Annotated in this window: 18 protein-coding genes and 1 pseudogene; 12 read left to right on the top strand and 7 right to left on the bottom strand. The window is 71.1% G+C overall.

What is annotated here, in order from left to right; genetic code table 11:
- Positions 1–103: 103 nt before the first annotated feature.
- Positions 104–643 carry an orotate phosphoribosyltransferase gene (gene pyrE / locus MED01_RS34635; protein ID WP_112586136.1) on the top strand — a complete coding sequence of 180 codons (540 nt, stop codon included), beginning with the start codon at positions 104–106 and terminating at the stop codon, positions 641–643.
- Positions 644–700: 57 nt separating this feature from the next.
- Positions 701–1078 (top strand): ArsR/SmtB family transcription factor, encoded by a 378-nt coding sequence (locus MED01_RS34640; protein WP_030332125.1) that lies wholly within the window; start codon positions 701–703, stop codon positions 1076–1078.
- 166 nt (positions 1079–1244) lie between these two features.
- On the opposite strand, the gene MED01_RS34645 is transcribed toward MED01_RS34640, so the two are convergent.
- Positions 1245–2066, bottom strand: coding sequence for a DedA family protein (locus MED01_RS34645; protein WP_238672732.1), 822 nt, complete (start codon positions 2064–2066; stop codon positions 1245–1247).
- 130 nt (positions 2067–2196) lie between these two features.
- On the bottom strand, positions 2197–2757 hold the full coding sequence (locus tag MED01_RS34650; RefSeq protein ID WP_238672733.1) for an LPXTG cell wall anchor domain-containing protein: 561 nt from the start codon (positions 2755–2757) through the stop codon (positions 2197–2199).
- A 103-nt stretch (positions 2758–2860) separates the two neighbouring features.
- Between MED01_RS34650 and MED01_RS34655 the strand changes: the two genes are divergently transcribed.
- A complete protein-coding gene (locus MED01_RS34655; RefSeq protein ID WP_112586142.1) occupies positions 2861–3340 on the top strand; it encodes a SigE family RNA polymerase sigma factor in 480 nt (159 codons plus the stop codon).
- 2 nt (positions 3341–3342) lie between these two features.
- Positions 3343–4404 (top strand): LCP family protein, encoded by a 1062-nt coding sequence (locus tag MED01_RS34660; RefSeq protein ID WP_238672734.1) that lies wholly within the window; start codon positions 3343–3345, stop codon positions 4402–4404.
- 74 nt (positions 4405–4478) lie between these two features.
- Here MED01_RS34660 and MED01_RS34665 read toward each other — a convergent pair whose 3' ends face one another.
- Entirely contained in the window at positions 4479–6056 is a 1578-nt protein-coding gene (locus MED01_RS34665) for an LPXTG cell wall anchor domain-containing protein (RefSeq protein WP_238672735.1), read from the bottom strand.
- A gap of 146 nt (positions 6057–6202) precedes the next feature.
- Entirely contained in the window at positions 6203–6415 is a 213-nt protein-coding gene (locus MED01_RS34670; RefSeq protein WP_238672736.1) for a hypothetical protein, read from the bottom strand.
- Positions 6416–6538: 123 nt separating this feature from the next.
- Here MED01_RS34670 and MED01_RS34675 point away from each other — a divergent pair, with 123 nt between their 5' ends.
- The gene (locus MED01_RS34675) at positions 6539–6922 is read left to right on the top strand and encodes a phage holin family protein (protein WP_030491363.1); all 384 of its coding nucleotides are present in this window, start codon (positions 6539–6541) and stop codon (positions 6920–6922) included.
- Positions 6923–7057: 135 nt separating this feature from the next.
- Positions 7058–8083, top strand: coding sequence for a class II fructose-bisphosphate aldolase (gene fbaA, locus MED01_RS34680; RefSeq protein ID WP_124853722.1), 1026 nt, complete (start codon positions 7058–7060; stop codon positions 8081–8083).
- A 59-nt stretch (positions 8084–8142) separates the two neighbouring features.
- Here fbaA and MED01_RS34685 read toward each other — a convergent pair whose 3' ends face one another.
- Positions 8143–9336: an LOG family protein gene (locus tag MED01_RS34685; RefSeq protein ID WP_238672737.1), complete on the bottom strand. Its 1194-nt coding sequence runs from the start codon at positions 9334–9336 to the stop codon at positions 8143–8145.
- Positions 9337–9585: 249 nt separating this feature from the next.
- Here MED01_RS34685 and MED01_RS34690 point away from each other — a divergent pair, with 249 nt between their 5' ends.
- Complete coding sequence (locus MED01_RS34690; RefSeq protein ID WP_238672738.1) at positions 9586–10014, top strand: DUF3151 domain-containing protein; 429 nt, start codon at positions 9586–9588, stop codon at positions 10012–10014.
- 45 nt (positions 10015–10059) lie between these two features.
- Here MED01_RS34690 and MED01_RS34695 read toward each other — a convergent pair whose 3' ends face one another.
- Entirely contained in the window at positions 10060–11829 is a 1770-nt protein-coding gene (locus tag MED01_RS34695; protein ID WP_238672880.1) for a chromosome partitioning protein, read from the bottom strand.
- Positions 11830–12643: 814 nt separating this feature from the next.
- Positions 12644–13708: a diacylglycerol kinase family protein gene (locus MED01_RS34700; RefSeq protein ID WP_238672739.1), complete on the bottom strand. Its 1065-nt coding sequence runs from the start codon at positions 13706–13708 to the stop codon at positions 12644–12646.
- Between the two features lie 124 nt (positions 13709–13832).
- Here MED01_RS34700 and MED01_RS34705 point away from each other — a divergent pair, with 124 nt between their 5' ends.
- The 5 genes and pseudogenes from MED01_RS34705 to MED01_RS34725 all read left to right on the top strand — a co-directional run bounded on the left by MED01_RS34705 (position 13833) and on the right by MED01_RS34725 (position 18670).
- On the top strand, positions 13833–15122 hold the full coding sequence (locus tag MED01_RS34705) for an adenylosuccinate synthase (RefSeq protein WP_238672740.1): 1290 nt from the start codon (positions 13833–13835) through the stop codon (positions 15120–15122).
- A 186-nt stretch (positions 15123–15308) separates the two neighbouring features.
- Positions 15309–15440: pseudogene (locus MED01_RS35975) on the top strand (type IV toxin-antitoxin system AbiEi family antitoxin domain-containing protein); the annotation flags it as partial.
- 78 nt (positions 15441–15518) lie between these two features.
- A complete protein-coding gene (locus MED01_RS34715) occupies positions 15519–16238 on the top strand; it encodes a type IV toxin-antitoxin system AbiEi family antitoxin (protein ID WP_238672881.1) in 720 nt (239 codons plus the stop codon).
- 105 nt (positions 16239–16343) lie between these two features.
- Entirely contained in the window at positions 16344–17594 is a 1251-nt protein-coding gene (purD, locus tag MED01_RS34720; RefSeq protein ID WP_238672741.1) for a phosphoribosylamine--glycine ligase, read from the top strand.
- Positions 17595–18085: 491 nt separating this feature from the next.
- Positions 18086–18670, top strand: coding sequence for a SigE family RNA polymerase sigma factor (locus tag MED01_RS34725; protein ID WP_238672742.1), 585 nt, complete (start codon positions 18086–18088; stop codon positions 18668–18670).
- Positions 18671–18675: the final 5 nt, after the last annotated feature.

The raw sequence follows: 18675 nt of genomic DNA on the forward strand, positions 1-18675 counted from the left end.
TTGCTGAGCGTAGTCGAACATCGCCAGTCATCGGTTCCCCTCGGGGCTGATCAGGGTGGACCCCGCACACGGCGTTCAGAGTTGCGCAGTAACCTCTATCGCCATGGGGGACCACGACGACCTGCGTAAATTCATTACCGACCTGGCTGTGGTCCACGGCCGGGTCGTGCTCTCGTCGGGGCGCGAGGCAGACTGGTACGTGGATCTGCGGCGCGTCACGCTCCATCACCGGGCCGCTCCTCTGGTCGGCCGGGTGTTGCTGGACCTCACCGCCGACTGGGAGTTCGACGCCGTTGGGGGCCTCACCCTGGGCGCGGACCCTGTCGCGCTCTCGATGCTGCACGCCGCCGCTCCGACCGGCCGGGCCCTGGACGCCTTTGTGGTGCGCAAGGCGGGCAAGGCCCACGGTCTTCAGCGGCGGATCGAGGGACCGGAGGTGGCTGGCCGTCGAGTGTTGGCGGTGGAGGACACATCCACGACGGGCGGAAGTGTTTTGACAGCTGTCGAGGCGCTTCGCGAGGCCGGGGCGGAAGTCGTGGGCGTGGTGGTTATTGTTGATCGAGGCGCCGGCGACGCGGTGCGAGCCGCCGGATTGCCGTACCGGGCGGCCTATACGTTGGCTGACCTCGGCCTTGTGGCGTAAAAGTCTGCCGATTCGGATCTGCTGATATGCAGGCGGATCGATGCTGCTGGTGGAAGGATGGAATACGTGGGAACTGCGTTGGCCGAAATGACTATGCCTCAGATCTCGCCGCTAAACGGCGAGCCGATCGAACGTGCCGATGCCGAGCGTCTCGCCGGGGTCCTCAAGGCCCTTGCTGATCCTGCTCGGTTGCGGCTGCTCAGCCTGATCCAGTCGGCCCCCGAGGGCGAGGCGTGCGTCTGTGACCTGACGGCGCCGCTCGGCCTCTCTCAGCCGACGGTCAGTCATCACCTGCGTATCCTCACCGAGGCTGGCTTGTTGCAGCGGGAGAAGCGCGGTGTCTGGGCGTACTACAGCCTGGTCCCGAGTGCGATCGCGACGATCGCCGACCTGCTGACCCCGCCGCGTAAGCGGGCCACCAAGAAGGCCCGCTGACGTAGGCACTACACGCCGTCCCGAGCCGGGGCGGCGTCCGGTGGCGAGCCAGGGGTGGCGCCACCGGTGGTTGACACCTGCTCGTCCCCGGTCGCACCACCGGAGGCCGGGTTCGACATGCCGACGGCCGACCCCCTTGCCAGGGGGCCGGCCGTCGTCGTACCGCTCAACGGTCCTGACCGTGCTCCGGGCGCTGACGACCGTGCTGGTGCCCGTCGTGGTCGAACGCCTCGCGGGCCGCCTCCACAGCACCGGCGGCACTGGCCGCCGCGACCACAGCGACCGCCTCGCCGCGCTTGCGAGCCCGCCGGTCACGCAGGAACTCGAAGAAGATCGGCAGTACCGAGATCAGAATGATCAGGGCCACCACCGGCAGGATGTAGTGGTCGATCTTGTCGCCGATGGCCTGGTAGATCTGCTCGGCCAGCAGGTAGCCGATCAGCAGGATGCCGTCCACCCAGAGGACCGCGCCGACGATGTTCCAGAGCAGGAACTTCCTGGCCGGCATCCCGAGCGCGCCCGCGACCGGGTTGAGGAACGTCCGGACGATCGGAATGAAGCGCGCCAGCACGACGGCCTTCGCCGGGCCGAACTTCTGGAAGTAGTACTCGGCCTTCTCCACGTACTCCTTCTTGAAGAGCCGGGAGTTCGGCCGTTCGAACATCGGCCGGCCGTACCGCGCTCCGAGCCAGTGCCCCAGCTGTGCGCCGACGACCGCGCAGATCGGCCCACCGATCAGCAGGCCGGCAAGGGAGAGGCGGGTGCCGTCGCCGAAGATCGCGTCCGCCACCGGTGACGAGGCGACCCCGGCGAGGAACAGCAGCGAGTCACCCGGGAAGAAGAAGCCCACCAGCAGGCCGGTCTCGGCGAAGAGGATCACCCACACGCCGATCAGCCCGAAGGTCTGCAACAGATCCTTGGGATCGAGCGGGTTCAGGGCGACGCTCTCTACGAGAGCGCGGGTCTTCTCAGCTGTGTCCACGGCCACAAAGGGTACCGAAGCCCAGGGCCCCGCCCGCGCCGGACCGGCCCGTCACCACCCGCCCGCGCCGTGGGGTCCAACGACGGTGCCCCGCCGACCAGTGGTGGTCGACGGGGCACCTGTGGTGCGGGGTGGGTCAGGCGACGAAGCGGGTCCGGCGACGCTTGGCCACCAGGTAGCCGCCGACGCCCGCGGCGAGCAGCAGCGCGCCGAGGCCGGCGATCAGCCCGGTGGACTGACCGGTGATCGGCAGCGAGCCGCCGTCACCGTCACCGCCGCCGTTGCCGCCGGTCGCGTTCACCAGGATCTTGGCGACGTCGTTGGCCGGGTTCAGGTCCTTGATCTCGGTCTCCTCGTGCCCGGTGCGCAGCCTGACCTCGCCGGTCTGGTCGCCGGCCTGGTCGATCCGCACCTGGAACTCGTAGTCGGCCTTCTCGCCCTTCTTGATCGAGCCGTCCACGAAGCACCGGTAGACCCGCGCGCCGGGCTTGCCCGGCTCCCACGCGTCGTCCTCGGAGTCGAAGCAGTTCTCCGGAGCACGGACGGCGGTGACGCCCTTCGGCAGCGTGACGGTGGTGCCGATCCAGGGCGACTCGCTGCCACCCGTGTTGACGGTCGCCGGCCCGTTGTTGACGTAACCGACAGCGAGCCCGACGGTGGCGCCGACGGAACCGCTAAGACTGGCGGCAGCCCGCAAAGCCGCCCGCTGAGCAAGACAAACCAAAAGGTTGATCAGAGTCACCGCAATGTTCGGTCGGTCCGCTTCCGTCATCTGAGGCAGGAGCCCCCCGGGAGGTGCAGTGACGTACGAGGAGTTCGCGGACACGCGGCTGGCCCCGCTGCTGCGGTACGCGGTGATGCTGACCGGCGAACCACACCAGGCTCAGGATCTGGTCCAGGAGACCATGGTCCGGGTTCAGCTCAACTGGCGTCGGGTCGCCCGCGCGGATTCGCCCGAGCGTTACGTACGCCGGATGCTCACCAACCAGTACGTCGACTGGCGGCGCGGCTCGTGGGTGCGCCGGGTGCTGTTGCGCGGGGAGCCCGACGCGTCGGTGCCGGTGCCCACCGACCACGCCCAGTCCGCCGTGGACCGGGACCAGGTCTGGTCCTGGCTGTCCCGGCTGCCGCGTCGGCAGCGGGCCGCTCTGGTGCTGCGCTACTACGAGGACCTTCCCGACGTCGAGATCGCCGACATTCTCGGCTGTGCCGTCGGGACCGTCCGTTCGTCCATCTCTAGAGCCCTGGCCACGCTCCGGGCCGAGTACGTGGAGGCGTGAACATGATCGAGGATGACCTGCGTGCCGCGTTCGCCCGGCACGAGACGTCCACCCCGCCGACCGGCCCGCTGCGGGTAGCGATCGACCGGCTCGCCGCTGTCCGCCGTCGCCGTCGGCAGCGGTTCCAGGCCGCTGGCGTCACGCTCGCCCTGCTCGGCGCGCTCGGAATCGGGGTGCCGCAACTGCGGCCCGATCGACCGGCGGAGGGCCCGCCGTTGTCCGGTCAACCGGTTGGGGGGCAGCCCGGGGCGTTGAACGTCCTGCTGCTCGGGGTGGACGGCTTCGGCGAGCAACCGTCGTACCGGTTGGCGGACTCCGTCCTGCTGGTGCACATCCCGGCCGACCGGAGCCGGCCGTACCTCATCTCGTTGCCGCGCGACCTGGAGGTCTCGATCCCCGGCCGGGGGATCGAGAAGCTCAACAGCGCGTTCCACAGCGGTGCCGGCGAGCCCCGGCCCGACCTGGACGCCGGCTACGACCTGACCCGCCGGGTGGTCGCCGACGTGACCGGGGTACGCGTCGACGCTGGCGCGGTGCTGACCTTCGCCGGTCTGCGTCGGATCACCGAGGCGGTCGACGGGGTGGAGGTGTGCCTGCCGAAGGAGGTTCGGTCCTGGCACACCCGCCGGACCTTCCCGGCCGGCTGTCAGGTGCTCGACGGGGCTGCCTCCGTCGACCTGCTGCGGCAACGGCGGTACCTGCCCGACGGCGCGTTGGACCGGGACCGCAACGCCCAGCGTTACGTCGCCGGGCTGGTCCGGCGAGCGGTCGCGCAGGACGTGCTGACCAATCCGGTCCGGCTCGCCCGGCTGCTGTCGGCGGCCGGCACGGGTCTGGCGGTCGACGACGACGGTCTGCCGCTGACCAGGCTGGTGGCGGTGTTACCCGAGCTCAAGAGCGTCGACCCGGTGGGGCTCAGCCTCCCGGTCGGCCCCCCGGTGGACGACGCTTCGCGGCTGCCGCTGGACCCGAGGCAGGGCCCGGAGTTCCTCGCCGCGCTGCGTGAGGATCGGTTGGCGCAGTGGGTGGCGCAGCACCCGGAGCAGGTCGATCCCGTCCGCTGACGAACGAGGACATCACGACGACGCCCCACCAGCCCGGTACGGGCCGGCGGGGCGTCGCTCGGAGCGGGCCGGGGTCAGGCCACGGAGCGAGGGCTGCGGCGTCGGGCCAGCAGGCAGCTCGCCGCACCGGCGACGAGCAGCAGGGCCCCGATGCCGGCGATCAGGGTGGTGGGAGCACCGGTGATGGGCAGTGAGCCACCGCCACCGCCACCATCACCATCACCATCACCGTCACCGTTGCCTTGGCCACCGCCGCCCTGGGCCGCGTTGACCACGATGGGGGCGGTGTCGTTTGCCGGTTTGGTGTCGTCCTTGAAGCCGCCGCCGGCGGAGCACTCGCACCGCGCGTTGACCCGCACCGCACCCCGGGCGTCGGAAATGACCCTGTCGATGCGCAGCCGGAACTTCAGCGGGTAGCTCTGCCCGGCCACCAGCAGCATCTCCGACGCGCACTGGTAGGTGCGAGTGCCCTGCCGCAACTGGCAACTGTCGGGGACCTCGACGGCGGTGGTGCCCGGCGGCAGCTCGACGTCGGTGTGGGTGGCGGCCTCGAAGTCCCCGTTCGTTCTGTCGAGCGTCGCCGGGCCGTTGTTCCGGAAGCCGACGGTCGCCGTGACGACGGTGCCGGCCGTGCCCTTGAGCGTGGCGCCGATCGCCGCGAGGTCGGTGCCGTTCCTGCCGGTGGCCTTGATGGTCCACCCGGTGTAGTCGTTACCCGGGCCGACATCGGTCTGGTCGGCCTGCCGCACCCTGTCGGGGGCCTCGGCAAGAGTCAGTTTCGGGCCGCTGCCGGGGGTGGCCGCTCGGGCGCCGACGGCCGTCCGCACCCGGGTCAGGTCCTCGAAGTCGGCAGTGGTCATGAACTGGGCGTAGCCGGAGTGGTTGGCCGGCGCGTAGGTGTCCTTGCCGAATTCGAGGTTCAGCGTGGTGGCCAGCCCGGTGCCGACCGGGATGTCCTCGTCGAAGTGGCAGGAGACCAGGTGGTCGTCGGAGTAGCGGCAGTTGCTGAAGCGGTCCCTGGTTCGGATCGAGTAGGGGAGGTCGAAGACCGCGACGAACCCGGTGACGGTCATGTCGCCGGCGTTGGCCACGACCAGCGGCACAGTGAACTTCCCACCCGGCTTGGCGGAGAGGCTGGTGAACGGTCCGCCGGCCAGGTCGACCCCCTCGCCGACCCGGACCCGGGAGGTGTAGCTGCCGCGCTGACCGCCGGCCGCCTGGAAGCTGACCACGACGTCGCCGGAGTCGCCGAGCTGCGCATTCTCGGTGAGGCCGAGGTGCACCCGCTTGGTTCCGTTGCGGTAGATCCCGCTGCCGAGCGGCGGCATCTCGTACAGGACGACATCGGAAGGCTCAGTGCAGACGAGAACGCCCTGCTCCGGCGCGGTGCACTCCTGGCCGTCGGCAGGAGTCACAGTGACCTTGTTGGCCAGGGAGCGGTAGTCGTACCGCACGGAGACGTCGGTGAGGACCGTCGGCTCGTCGGCGTGCAGCAACAGACCCCGGATGGTCGCCTCCGAGCCGATGGCCAGTGTGGCGTCCTGGAAGTAGGGCTCGATGGTGGGTGCGGCGACGGCAGGGGTGGCGGAGGCGGCGATCAACGCGCCTGCGGCGCCGAGCCCGGTCAGCCAGCGGAGCGAGTGCTTGAGCATGAGGTCCTCCCGTGGGGGTACAGGTGGCGCTCGTCCAACCTAGGGACGCCCAGACTCCTCCGGTAACCCCTTTCGGATCGATATTCGTCTAATGACCCGAACGGCTGACACCCCTGTCGCAACGGGCAACCGACCCCGCGACGGAATCAGCGGTAGTCGTCCTCGTCCCCGGTGACCACCCGGGCCTGCTCCATCGCGTCCCAGTCGCCGACCTCCAGGCCACGGTGCGGCTCGCTGTCGACGTCGGCCGGGCCGGCGACAGTGGCCTGCTCGACCGCGTCGGCCGGGTCCGCCTCGGGGTCGCGTTCGTCGGGCGCGAGGTGGTCGCCGGGGGTGAAGTCCTCGTCGGGCTGACCCATCATCCCTCCCGGGAGTCTCGGGGCACGGTCCCCACCACCGTACGGGTTGGGCCGGCGCGCCGCCCGGAAGCGGAGTAGGCGGAATCAGCCCTCGGCGACGCGACCCGGTGCCAGGATGGTGCAGTGGGCTTCCTCATCAGACTGGCGATCACCGCTGTCGCGTTGTGGATAACCACGCTGATCGTGCCCGGGGTCGACGTGCACGGTCGTTCGGGCGGCAACACCGTTCTCACCCTGATCGTGGTGGCTCTGATCTTCGGCGTGATCAACGCAGTGCTCAAACCGGTGATCCGGGTCGTCGGTTGTGTGTTCTACCTGCTGACCCTGGGCCTGTTCGCGCTGGTGGTCAACGCGTTGCTGTTCCTGCTCACCGACCGGATAGCCCGCGGGCTCGACCTGCCGTTCCAGGTGGACGGATTCTGGCCGGCGTTCTGGGGAGCCATCGTGATGACAGTGGTGACCTGGTTGATCAGCGTCATCGTGCCGGACAACCTCGACCGCCGGTGAGCGGCTGGCACCCGGGTCGGTTTCTCCGGTGCACCTCACCTACGGGATACTTCGGGTGGAGGACAGCGCGGTCCGGCGCACAAATGAAGAACAGCGGCCAGCACGGCCGAGAGTGGTAAGTAAGGAGCACATCACATGCCCATCGCTTCCCCCGAGGCTTACGCGGAGATGCTGGACCGCGCCAAGGCTGGCCGGTACGCGTACCCCGCGATCAACGTGACCTCCTCCCAGACGCTGAACGCAGCGCTCAAGGGCTTCGCCGACGCGGAGAGCGACGGCATCATCCAGGTCTCCACGGGTGGCGCCGAATACCTCTCCGGCCCCTCGATCAAGGACATGGTCACCGGCGCGGTGGCGTTCGCCGCGTACGCGCACGAGGTCGCCAAGAAGTACTCGGTGAACATCGCCCTGCACACCGACCACTGCCCGAAGGACAAGCTGGACGGGTTCGTGCGTCCGCTGATGGGCATCTCGCAGGAGCGGGTGAAGCGCGGCGAGGAGCCGCTGTACCAGTCGCACATGTGGGACGGCTCGGCAGTGCCGGTCGCGGAGAACCTGCAGATCGCCGCGCAGCTGCTCGACGAGGCCGCCAAGGCCAAGATCGTCCTTGAGATCGAGGTCGGTGTCGTCGGTGGCGAGGAGGACGGCGTCGAGAACGCCATCAACGACAAGCTCTACACCACCACCGATGACGGCCTTGCCATGGTCGAGGCGCTCGGCCTCGGCGAGAAGGGCCGCTACATGGCGGCGCTGACCTTCGGCAACGTGCACGGCGTCTACAAGCCGGGCAACGTCAAGCTGCGTCCGGAGATCCTCAAGCAGATCCAGGACGCCGTCGGCGCCAAGTACGGCAAGGACAAGCCGCTCAGCCTGGTCTTCCACGGTGGCTCGGGCTCCCTGCTGAGCGAGATCCGCGAGGCTCTGGACTACGGCGTGGTGAAGATGAACATCGACACCGACACCCAGTACGCCTTCACCCGCCCCGTCGTGGACCACATGCTCCGCAACTACGACGGCGTGCTGAAGATCGACGGCGAGGTCGGCAACAAGAAGCAGTACGACCCGCGCGCCTGGGGCAAGGCCGCCGAGGCCGGCCTGGCCGCCCGGGTCGTCGAGGCCTGCGAGCACCTGCGCTCGACCGGCACCACGATGACCAAGTAACGACGTCCCACTCGACGGCCGGCTCCCCACCCGGGGAGTCGGCCGTCGTCGTCAGGTCGTCAGGTCGTCAGCAGGCGTACCGCCTCGCGAACGTCGTCGGTGAGGTGGATCGTCGACGACAGATCACCGAACGGGGACGCCGCCAGCAGCGGACGCAACAGCGCCTCCACCGGCAGCTCCCCCGTCCAGTAGGCGCGGTCCAGGAAGATGTACGCCCCGCTGGCACCGTCGGTGCCGTAGTAGGTCTTGGTGGCCGCCTGGAACACCTCCTGCACGGTGCCCGCCCGCCCCGGCGCGAAGACGATGCCGCCCCGGGCGAGGCGCAGGATGGTGTCCTCCCGGATCGCGTTCGAGAAGTACTTCGCGATCCGCCCGGCGAACAGGTTCGCCGGCTCGTGCCCGTACAGCCAGGTCGGAATGGCCAGACCACCGGCACGCGCCCAGCCCAGGTCGTCGCCGCGTTGCCGGGGCACCCCCGCGTAGCGCTGCCGGACCGTCAGCGCCGTGGCCGTGTACCGGTGGTGGTCGGTGAAGTCGGGCGCGGTGGCCAGCAGGTCGATCGCCGCCGTCACATCGGCCTCCGGCCGGTCCGCCAGGTAGGCACCGAGGTTCGCCGCCTCCATCACACCCGGGCCGCCGCCGGTCACCACCAGCCGGTCGGCCCGCGCCAGCTCCCAACCCAGCACGGCCGCCATCCGGTACGCGGGACTGCCGCGCCGCACCGCGTGCCCGCCCATGATGCCCACCACCGACTGCGGCCCGTACGCGGCCAGCCAGACCCTCGTGGCGTCGGCCAGCGCGTTGTCCACGCCGTGGTCGTGCAGCCGCTGACCCAGCGCCTCCTTGACGTCCGGCAGCGCGCCGCCGTGCGCCCGGTAGTGGTCGTACACCCGGGTGTCGTACATCCCGGTGAACCCGCCCTCGGCGAACCCGGCGGCCAGGTCGTCAGGGGTGTAGAGGTGCGTCGGCTGGGTCGGGTACGGCAACCCGGAGAACGGTGGCACCACGTTCGCGCCACGCCGGACCAGGTCGGCGCCCACGTCCCGGGACGCGAACCGGCAACCGACGAAGAGGGTGCCGGCGACGTCGACGCCGGTCAGGTCGGGCACCGGCGCGAGGTCGAGTCGCAGGCCCTGCACGGTCAGCCCGGCCAGCCGACCGGTGCTCAGCTGGCTGTCGAACTCGGACCGGGTCTGGATCTCACCGGGATGCAGGTGCGGCTCGATGACGTCCGCGGGAGGTGGGGTCGGCACCGGGCCATCCTGCCCCTCCGCGAGGGCCGGTCAAACCTCGGGCCAGTGGTGGAACGGACAGGAGCCCGATGGTCGTGGCCACCGGGCTCCTGCATTACCGGTTCCTGGGGAGGCTCCGGACCATTAGTTGTAGTGGAAAACACCAGGCAGCGGCATAGGCCGCAGGCGTGACCAACTCCTCAGCCGTTCAGCGGGACACGTCGGCCGACCCGCTCGCGTGTCGCCCTGTCCAGCGGGTTGAATGGGGCGATGCAGAACCTTTTGCCAGAGCCACCGGCCACCCGCCTGCCCGTGAACGACGAGGCCGACGCCGCCCTGGCCGCCGCCGACGAGGCCGGCACCGATGAGGCGTACGCCAACGTGGCGGCCGGCTTCCCGACCTACAGTGCGGCCTGGGCGGAGCTCGCGGCGCGGGCATTCGCGCAGGGCCAGGTGGTGGCGGCGTACGCGTACGCCCGCACCGGTTACCACCGGGGCCTCGACCAGCTGCGCCGCAGTGGTTGGAAGGGGCACGGCCCGGTGCCGTGGTCACACGAGCCCAACCGGGGCTTCCTCCGCTGCCTGTACGTGCTGTCACGCGCCGCCGACGAGATCGGCGAGGCCGACGAGGCGGCCCGCTGTGCCCAGTTCCTGCGCGACTGCGACCCGGAAGCGGCGGACGCGCTGGCGAGCAACTGATCCCGTCCCGACGGCCGGCCCGACATCGGGCCGGCCGTCGGCGGGTCACAGCCCTTCGGCGACCGCGGCGGCGATCTTCAGCCAGGCGTCCCGGGTGGCTGAGGAGAGCCCGCCGTACCGGATCGGCTCGCCACTGTCGATGAGCCGCTCGTACGGGGCCAGCAGCACCGCCCGGGTGCGGGCCGCGAAGTGCTCCTGGATGGCCGGCAGGTCGATCTCCTTGCGGGACGGCGGCATCGACACCACCGTCACGGCCTGACGGACCAGCCGTTGCCGGCCGCTCTGCTCCAGGTGGTCGAGCATCCGGGCGGCGGTCTCGGCGGAGTCGTTACGGGCCGACATGGTGACCACCAACTGGTCGGTGGCGTCCATCGACGCCTGCCAGTTCTGCGCCCGGACGTTGTTCCCGGTGTCCACGAAGATCAACTTGTAGAACCGGCTGACCACCTCACGGATCTCGGCGAACGCGGCAGCTGTCAACATCTCGCCACCGGTGGCCGACTCGTCCGAGGCCAGGACGTCGAACATCCCCTCGCCCTGCGAACGGACATACTGCGACAGGTCGCCGACGCGCCCGTGCGCGCCCTGGAACTGCCCGAGGTCCCGCAACATGTCCCGCACCGTGCGGGAGTGGAAGTCCTGTTGGGCGCGCATCCCGAGGGTGCCCTGGGTTTCGTTGTTGTCCCAGGCCAGCACGTAGCCGCCGCGCTTCTGACCGAACGTCATCGCGAGCAGCAGGATGGCCACCGTCTTACCGGCGCCGCCCTTCGGGTTGACCACCGTCACCTGCCGCAGACCACCGAAGTTGCGGCGCACCATCTCGATGTCCCGTTTGAGCTCCTGCTCGTGCCGCCCCGGAGAGAGCCGGAGCAGGCCCATCTTGTTGACCACCGCGCGTACACCCATGGTCGCCACCGGGTCGGCGGGTCGAACCTGACGGCGCCGGGCGAAGTCCTCGGCGGTCGGCGCAGCTGTGGTGTCCGGTGTCCAGCTGGCGTCCGGGTACGCGGTCGCGTCCGGGTACGCGGGCGCCGGGACCCGGGTCACCCCGTCGGCCTCCTGGTACTGCTGACCGGGCGTGCCGCCGTGCGAGCCCTGTTGCCAGGGCGGCGGGTACCAACCCGGCGAGGGCGGGAACGGCCCCGGCGGTGGGGTCGCCGGCCCGGCCTGCCCGGGAGCGTGCTGCGGTGCGGCAAGGCCGTGCGGTGGGCTGCTGAACTGCGTCACGTCGGGCGGCGGCGGAATCTGCGCCGAGCCGGCCTGGCCGGGGATGAACGGCTGCCCGGGGTGTGCCTGCGCGGGACCAGCGTGCGGGACGACCGGAGGCGGAGGCGGAATCGGAGGCGTCGCGCCGGCCTCGTCCTGAGCGGGCGCGGCCGTTCCGGCCGGGCGCTGCGGCGGGTACGCCCACGGCGACTCGGCAATCGGCCGCGCCGGCCCGTCGGCGGACCCGTCCGCACCGGGACCACCGGGCTGTGGTGCCTGCTGGCCAGGCTGTGGTGCCGGCCCACCAGCCTGCGGCGCGGTCCCGCCATTCTGTGGTGTCGGGCGGCCAGCCTGCGGCACTGGCCCGGCAGGCTGTGATGCCGACCCGGCAGGCCGTGGTGCCGGTCCGGCCGCTGCGAGGGCTGTGGCCGAGAAGTCTGCCGGCGCGGAACCGGCGGCCGTCGGGCTGTCGGTGGCGCGCGGGCTGTCGGTGGCGTTCGGACCGGCGGCGGACGCGGTGGCCGCCGGGATGGGTCGGTCGGTGGCTGCGGCCGTGGTGGGCCGGCCGGCGGGTGCGGGTGCGGCGGGGTGGTCGGTGGCTGCGGACATGGTGGGCCGTTCGGCGGGTGCCGGTGCGGCGGTGCGGTCGGCGGCGGCCGGGTGGTCCAGGGTGAACGGCAGATTCAGGTCGACGCCGCCCGGGGTGACCGGCGCGGCAGTCGGGCCCCGGTCGCCGGGCTGCACCTGCGCCGCGTCACCGATCTGGCCGGCCGCATCGGGCGCGGCACTGCCTCCGTCGATCGCTGCGGGCCGGCCGTCCCTCGGCGCGGAGGTGGTGCTCGGCGTCGCGGCGACAGCCGGGATGCCGGGGCCGGCTGGCCCGCCGTTGCTCCCCGGGCCGGTCGCCGACGGCGTCGGCCGGACACCGGTAGCTGGCGGAGCGGCCGGCGGTGACGCAGCGGCAGGGTCGGTCGGCGGCGGCCAACTCGGCTGCGCCGGCGCCCAACCCGACCCGACGCCGGACGGGCCGCTTGCCGTCCACCCCCCAGGTGCCGGGACGGCGCCGGTGAGCGACGGGTAGTCCGACGGCGAGGGCGGCGACTGGGCGGCAGCGCCGGGCTGGCCGGGTACCGGCGGTCGCCCGATCGGCGGCGCGGCCACCGGCGGCGTGACCGGATGGGTGACCGGAGACGGCCCACCCCGCTGCTCGGCGACCGCAGCCCACGGCGGCACCGCGCCCTGGTCGCCCGGATCTGGCGGCCAGAGTGGTTCGACGTCCCGCTCCGGCACCGGCTGCTGGCCGGGCACCTGCGCCCGGTCGGCGTTCTCGTCCATTACGGCCCTCCCCAGTCCTCCTGCGAGGATAGGCCCAATCGCCCACCAGGGCCGATCGGTGCAGGTCGGCCGGTCGGTGCGGTCGAGGTCAGCTCGACCAGACCGCCCAGGCGCCCGGCTCGACCCACCAGGAACGCTTACGGGTCAGCTCGCCTTCGACACCATCGTCAAGATAAGGCACCTTGCCCTCCCTGGGCAGCACCGACACCGCCCGTCCACGAGCCCGCCGAACTTCGAGGCGTACCCGCTTGCGCCCCCACGCCGAGCGGACGACCACCGGCACGGCCACCGCGACCTCGACCTGACCGTCGGCCGGGTCCGGCGCGGTCAACAGCGTCACGTCGTTGAGCGTCGCGTACCCGCCGGCGTTCCCGACCGCGCAGGCCAGCAGCGGTTCCGCACCGTCGCTGAGGATGGTGTCGTCGACCTCCACCCGGGCGCGCCAGTGCAGCGGCCGGCCGGCGTCATCGGCCGCGCCGAGGAGCGCGCCGTCCAGGGTCACCGAGCCACCGTCGTTGCGGAGCAGGTCCAACCGGCGCGGCGTGCCGTCCAGCACCGCGGCGGCCACCGCCGCCGGGTCACGGGGCAGCCCGAGCTGCGCGGCCAGGTCCCGGTGGGTGCCGCCACGGGCCGGGTCGAGCGGGAGTACGGCCACCGGCGGCAGGTCGGGCAGGGTCCGGTTGCCGGGCAGATCCGCCGGGCGCTTGCTCGGCGCCGGGGCGTACCGCTTGACCAGCCGGCGCAGCACGGCGCGCAACTGCCCGTCGCTGGCCGTGGCGACGACCAGCCGGGTCTTGCTGTCCGGGTCCGGCCAGGTGAGGCCGTCCGGTCGGGCCGGGCCGTCGAGCCGGGCCAACACCGCGTCGATCTCGGCGTCGGAGCGGGCGGTGACCGTCTCCACCCGGGCACCCCGGGCGTTCAGCGCGTCGGCGCAGGCCAGCACCGGCACCCGTGGCCGCTCCGTCGCGCACTGCCCGGTGTCGGTGTCGGCCTGGCTGCTGTCGGCCTGGCTGCTGTTGGCCTGGCCGGTGTCGGTCTGGCTCGTCGGGGCGGTGTCGCCCCCGGTCGCGCCGCCGCAGCAGGCCCCGCCGCTGCCACAGCCCCCGGGAGCGTCCCGCTCCGAACCGAGGGTGAGCAGCACCACGTCGTACACGGAAGGAGCCTCCTGCCTCTCGACGCGACCCCTGCCGGCCACGCCGTCACTACTTGTTAACCTGACACCCCGGGCTCGCCGAGCGGTCGCCACCTGGCACCCGAGCCTTCTGGAGGCGGAAAAGATGCCAGCGATCGTGCTCATCGGCGCTCAGTGGGGCGACGAGGGCAAGGGCAAGGTTACCGACCTGCTTGGTGAGCGGGTCGACTACGTCGTGCGCTACTCCGGCGGCAACAACGCCGGGCACACGGTGATCACCCCGGACGGCCAGAAGTACGCGCTGCACCTGATGCCGTCCGGCGCGCTCTCGCCGAACGCGATGATCGTCATCGGCAACGGTGTGGTGGTCGACCCGAAGGTGCTGCTCGCCGAGATCGACGGCCTGGCGGAACGCGGCGTCGACGTGTCCCGGCTGCGGATCTCCGGTGACGCGCACCTGATCATGCCGCACCACCGGGCGCTGGACCGGGTCATCGAGCGTTACCTCGGCTCGTCCCGGATCGGCACCACCGGCCGTGGCATCGGCCCGGCGTACGGCGACAAGGTCGCCCGGATCGGCATCCGCCTCCAGGACCTGCTCGACCCGGGCATCCTGCGCAAGAAGCTGGAACTCGCGCTGCGCGAGAAGAACCAGATCCTGTTCAAGGTCTACAACCGCAAGGCGATCGACGTTGAGGCGACCGTCGAGGAGTACCTGGCGTACGCGGAGCGGCTCAAGCCGTACATCGCGGAGACCCGGGCGATGCTCTGGGACGCCCTGGACCGGGGCGAGACGGTGCTGCTGGAAGGCGCCCAGGCCACCATGCTCGACATGGACCACGGCACCTACCCCTTCGTCACCTCGTCCAACCCGACGGCCGGTGGCGCCTGTGTGGGGGCGGGCATCCCGCCGACCGCGATCAACAAGGTCATCGCGGTGAGCAAGGCGTACACCACCCGGGTCGGTGCCGGGCCGTTCCCGACCGAACTGTTCGACGCCAACGGTGACCACCTGCGCAAGATCGGCGCGGAGTACGGCACCACCACCGGGCGGGAGCGCCGGTGCGGCTGGTTCGACGCTGTCGTCGCCCGGTACGCCTGCCGCCTCAACGGCGTCACCGATCTGGTCATCACCAAGCTCGACGTGCTCACCGGCCTGCCCAAGGTGCCGATCTGCGTCGGCTACGAGATCAACGGCGTCCGGGTCGACGACATGCCGATGAGCCAGACGGACTTCCACCACGCCAAGCCGGTCTTCGAGGAACTCGACGGCTGGTGGGAGGACATCACCAAGGCCCGCACCATCGACGACCTCCCGGAGAACGCCCGCCGCTACATCGCGAGGGTCGAAGAGATCTGCAACACGAGGGTGAGCGTCGTGGGCGTAGGCCCAGGCCGAGAAGAAAACGTAGTCCTCCACCCCCTCCTCCCCTAACCCCCCGACCCCCCTGCCCACCCCCCACCCCCTCTGCCCCGGTGATCAAGAAGTTTGCGTCAGATTTCCTCGCGAGGTTGACGTAAAGCTCTTGATCACCGAGGCGAAGGGTGGGGTTGTCCACAGGGGGTTGAGGGTTGTCCACAGGGGCTTTGCTCGGGTGGGGTGGGTGGGCAGGGTGTGGGTGTGGGTGCACATCAACTTCTTCGCCACATTGCGGCCGGGCAGGACGGCATGGTCACCCTGGACCAGGCATTGCGTGCCGGCCTGACCAGGGACCAGATCCGACAGTTACACCGGTCCGGCAGGTGGCAGCGGGTTCTCCGTGGGTGCTTCGTTCCAGAAGCGGAGTCGAGTGATCTGACGCTTCGGCGGGCGCGAATCCGCGCTGCGGTCATGAGCCTCGGCCCAGGCGCCTTCGCGGTTCTGGACTCCGCGTTGGAGTTGCACGGCATCGCGGGTCTCCGCCGGACAGCACAGGTCCACGTCTCGGTGCCAGTCGATCGACCCCGACCCCAGCGCTCCCTGGTGCCGTGGTTGACGGTGCACCAGGTGACCGTCGGCCCTGGCGACATCGTCAAGGTTGCGGGCATTCCGGCGACGTCTCCGCTTCGCACCGTCTCAGACGTCATCCTTCGGGTTGATCGTTATCCAGCGGTCTCGGTCCTCGACTCAGCTCTGAACCAGGGCCGCATCGATCCGGCACAGTTGGCGGCCATTCCGAACCTCATCCGGGGACGTCGGGGCGCGGTCATGGCACGGGCCTGTCTCGCCGAGGCGGACGAGCGGGCACAGTCGCCGTTGGAGACGCGTAGCCGGCTGCGGTGCGTGGATGGCCGGGTGCCGCCGGACACGCTGCAGTTGGAGGTGCGTGATGATGACGGCTATCTGCTCGGCATTGGCGACCTGGGCTGGCGCGGCCCAAGGCTGATCGCCGAAGCGGACGGCCGAGACGCGCATGGCATCCCGGAGGCCGCCTACGCCGACCGCCGTCGCCAGAACCGCCTGGTCAACGCCGGCTGGACCATCCTCCGTTTCACCTGGCAGGACACCCTCAACCCCACCTACATCCCGCACACGGTCCGCCAAGCAATCGCGGCCGCCCAGCGGAGGTGATCAAGAGGTTTCCGTCAAGAACGAGTCCACCACTGACGCAAACCTCTTGATCACCGAGGCCCTACGGGGGTGGGGGTTGGAGTGGGGGACAGTAGGATCTCGGGCGTGCGGGTTCTTTTGGTGGGTGGTGGTGGGCGGGAGCATGCGCTCGCGCTCGGGCTGGCTGGCGACTCGGGGGTTTCCGCGGTTGTTGCGGCGCCTGGTAATCCGGGGATCGCCTCGGTGGCTGAGCTGCGTGCGGTGAGCGCCTCAGATCCGGCGGCGGTGGCGGCGTTAGCCGTGGAGACCGCCGCTGACCTGGTGGTGATCGGGCCCGAGGCGCCGCTGGTCGCCGGGGTCGCCGATGCGGTGCGCGCGAAGGGCATCGCCGTGTTCGGTCCATCCGGTGCTGCCGCGCAGTTGGAGGGCTCCAAGGCGTTCGCCAAGGACGTGATGACCGCCGCCGGCGTGCCGACCGCCCAGGCGTACGTCTGCACGGACGAGGCGAGCACCGCTCGGGCGCTGGACGAGTTCGGCGCGCCGTACGTGGTGAAGGACGATGGGCTCGCCGCCGGCAAGGGCGTGGTGGTGACCGACGACCGGGCCGCCGCGTTGGCGCACGCGAACGAGTGTGGACGTGTCGTGGTCGAGGAGTTCCTCGACGGCCCGGAGGTCAGCCTCTTCGTGGTCACCGACGGCGAGGCGGCGCTGCCGCTGGTGCCGGCACAGGACTTCAAGCGGCTCGGTGACGGCGACACCGGGCCGAACACCGGTGGCATGGGGGCGTACGCGCCGCTGGCCTGGGCCCCGTCCGGGCTGGTCGACGACGTGATGCGCGACGTGGTCCACCCGACGCTCGCGGAGATGCGTCGCCGGGGCACCCCGTTCGCCGGCCTGCTCTACGTCGGGCTCGCGATCACCGCCGCCGGCCCTCGGGTGATCGAGTTCAACGCGCGCTTCGGTGACCCGGAGACCCAGGTGGTGCTCGCGCTGCTGGAGACCCCGCTGGGTGGGCTGCTGCACGCGGCGGCCACCGGCTCGTTGGCCGAGCACCCGCCGCTGCGGTGGCGCGACGGTAGCGCCGTGACGGTGGTGCTCGCCTCGGCGGGTTATCCGGCGGCGCCGCGCACCGGCGACGTGATCACCGGTGCGGACCGTCCGGGCATCATCCACGCGGGCACCGCCCGCCGGGCCAGCGACGGCGCGTTGGTCTCCGCTGGCGGTCGGGTCCTCTGCGGTACGGCCACCGGCGCCGACCTGGCCGCCGCGCGGGACGCCGCATACGCGCTGGTGGACGGGGTGGAGTTGGCCGGCTCGCAGCATCGCACCGACATCGCCGCCGCCGCGATCGAGAACCGGATCACGATCCCCAGCTGAGTCCCCGTGTCGGCGGGCTGGGTTTCGACCGCGAACGTCGGCGGTGTGGGTCGGGCTGATGGAGCCCTACCCGGTTCCGGGCCACCCTTGCAGGTCGTCCATGATCGCGTAGCTCGATGCCCTGATCCGGGCGGGCGGAGCGGATCGCCGTGGGCGCGGTCGGCGGGTTCGCCACGCTCCGGTCCCGCCGAACGGCACCCTGAAGGGCCGCACCCGGGCACGTTCTGTCTCCACCACGGCCGGACGGCCGCCGACAGTCCAGCCGGCGTGCCGATCCGTCGCCTGGCCGAGTGGCCCGGTCGGTCGGGTCGCGTGTCGGTGCGGGCAGGAGTTGCGCCAGTCCGGTGAGGTTGTCGCCCCCCGCGGGGCAACCCGGCGTTGCTCTGGCCACGACTTAGCGGTGTCGGAGGCAGAGCGACGCGAGGAGTGGAGATGCGGGTTTGCGGACGATCGCCGTGCTGTTGGTGGCCGGTGGGAGGACAGGTCCGAGGATGCCGCTGAGCCGGACATCGGCCGAGCGGGCCGCGGCCGATGCCGAGTACACCGAGTGCGTTCGGGTTGGTCTGCCGCAGTGGCGGCGGACGGCGTACCTGATGAGCGGTGACTGGCACCAGGGCGACGACATCGTGCAGCGGGTGCTCACCGAGCTGTACCGCAACTGGTCCCGGGCACGGCGGGCCGGCAACCTGAACGCACTGGTGCGGACGATGCTGATGCGACGGTTGATCGACGAGCGGCGACGCGGCTGGGCGCGGGTGCGGCTCACCGACCTGCTACCGGAGCGGCCCGCACCGACCGCCCCGGACGCCGCTGAACGGCTCGATCTGGTGGCGGCGCTGCGCCAGGTCGCGCCTCGGCAGCGCGCTGTCCTGGTGCTGCGGTTCTTTCAGGACCTGACGGTGGAGGAGACGGCGCAGGCGCTCGGCTGCGCGCCGGGCACCGTCAAGAGCCAGACCGCCAAGGGGCTGGCGACGCTGCGAGGCCTGCTCGCCCCCGCCCGAGATGACGTGCCGACCACCATGCAGACCGGCATGGCGAGTGGTACGCCGACCAGTGTGTTGGCCCACGGAGGTTGACGATG

Origin of the sequence: Micromonospora alfalfae, from assembly GCF_022230925.1 — a bacterium.
Taxonomy (GTDB): Bacteria; Actinomycetota; Actinomycetes; order Mycobacteriales; family Micromonosporaceae; genus Micromonospora; species Micromonospora alfalfae.

Bases quoted from the DNA above. Each gene is read 5' to 3' on its own strand.
- fbaA (WP_124853722.1), top strand. From the start codon at position 7,058: ATGCCCATCGCTTCCCCCGAGGCTTACGCGGAGATGCTGGACCGCGCC.
- MED01_RS34695 (WP_238672880.1), bottom strand. From the start codon at position 11,829: ATGTCCGCAGCCACCGACCACCCCGCCGCACCCGCACCCGCCGGCCGG.
- pyrE (WP_112586136.1), top strand. From the start codon at position 104: ATGGGGGACCACGACGACCTGCGTAAATTCATTACCGACCTGGCTGTG.
- MED01_RS34725 (WP_238672742.1), top strand. From the start codon at position 18,086: ATGCCGCTGAGCCGGACATCGGCCGAGCGGGCCGCGGCCGATGCCGAG.
- MED01_RS34715 (WP_238672881.1), top strand. From the start codon at position 15,519: ATGAGCCTCGGCCCAGGCGCCTTCGCGGTTCTGGACTCCGCGTTGGAG.
- MED01_RS34690 (WP_238672738.1), top strand. From the start codon at position 9,586: ATGCAGAACCTTTTGCCAGAGCCACCGGCCACCCGCCTGCCCGTGAAC.
- MED01_RS34665 (WP_238672735.1), bottom strand. From the start codon at position 6,056: ATGCTCAAGCACTCGCTCCGCTGGCTGACCGGGCTCGGCGCCGCAGGC.
- MED01_RS34705 (WP_238672740.1), top strand. From the start codon at position 13,833: ATGCCAGCGATCGTGCTCATCGGCGCTCAGTGGGGCGACGAGGGCAAG.
- MED01_RS34660 (WP_238672734.1), top strand. From the start codon at position 3,343: ATGATCGAGGATGACCTGCGTGCCGCGTTCGCCCGGCACGAGACGTCC.
- MED01_RS34640 (WP_030332125.1), top strand. From the start codon at position 701: ATGGAATACGTGGGAACTGCGTTGGCCGAAATGACTATGCCTCAGATC.
- MED01_RS34670 (WP_238672736.1), bottom strand. From the start codon at position 6,415: ATGGGTCAGCCCGACGAGGACTTCACCCCCGGCGACCACCTCGCGCCC.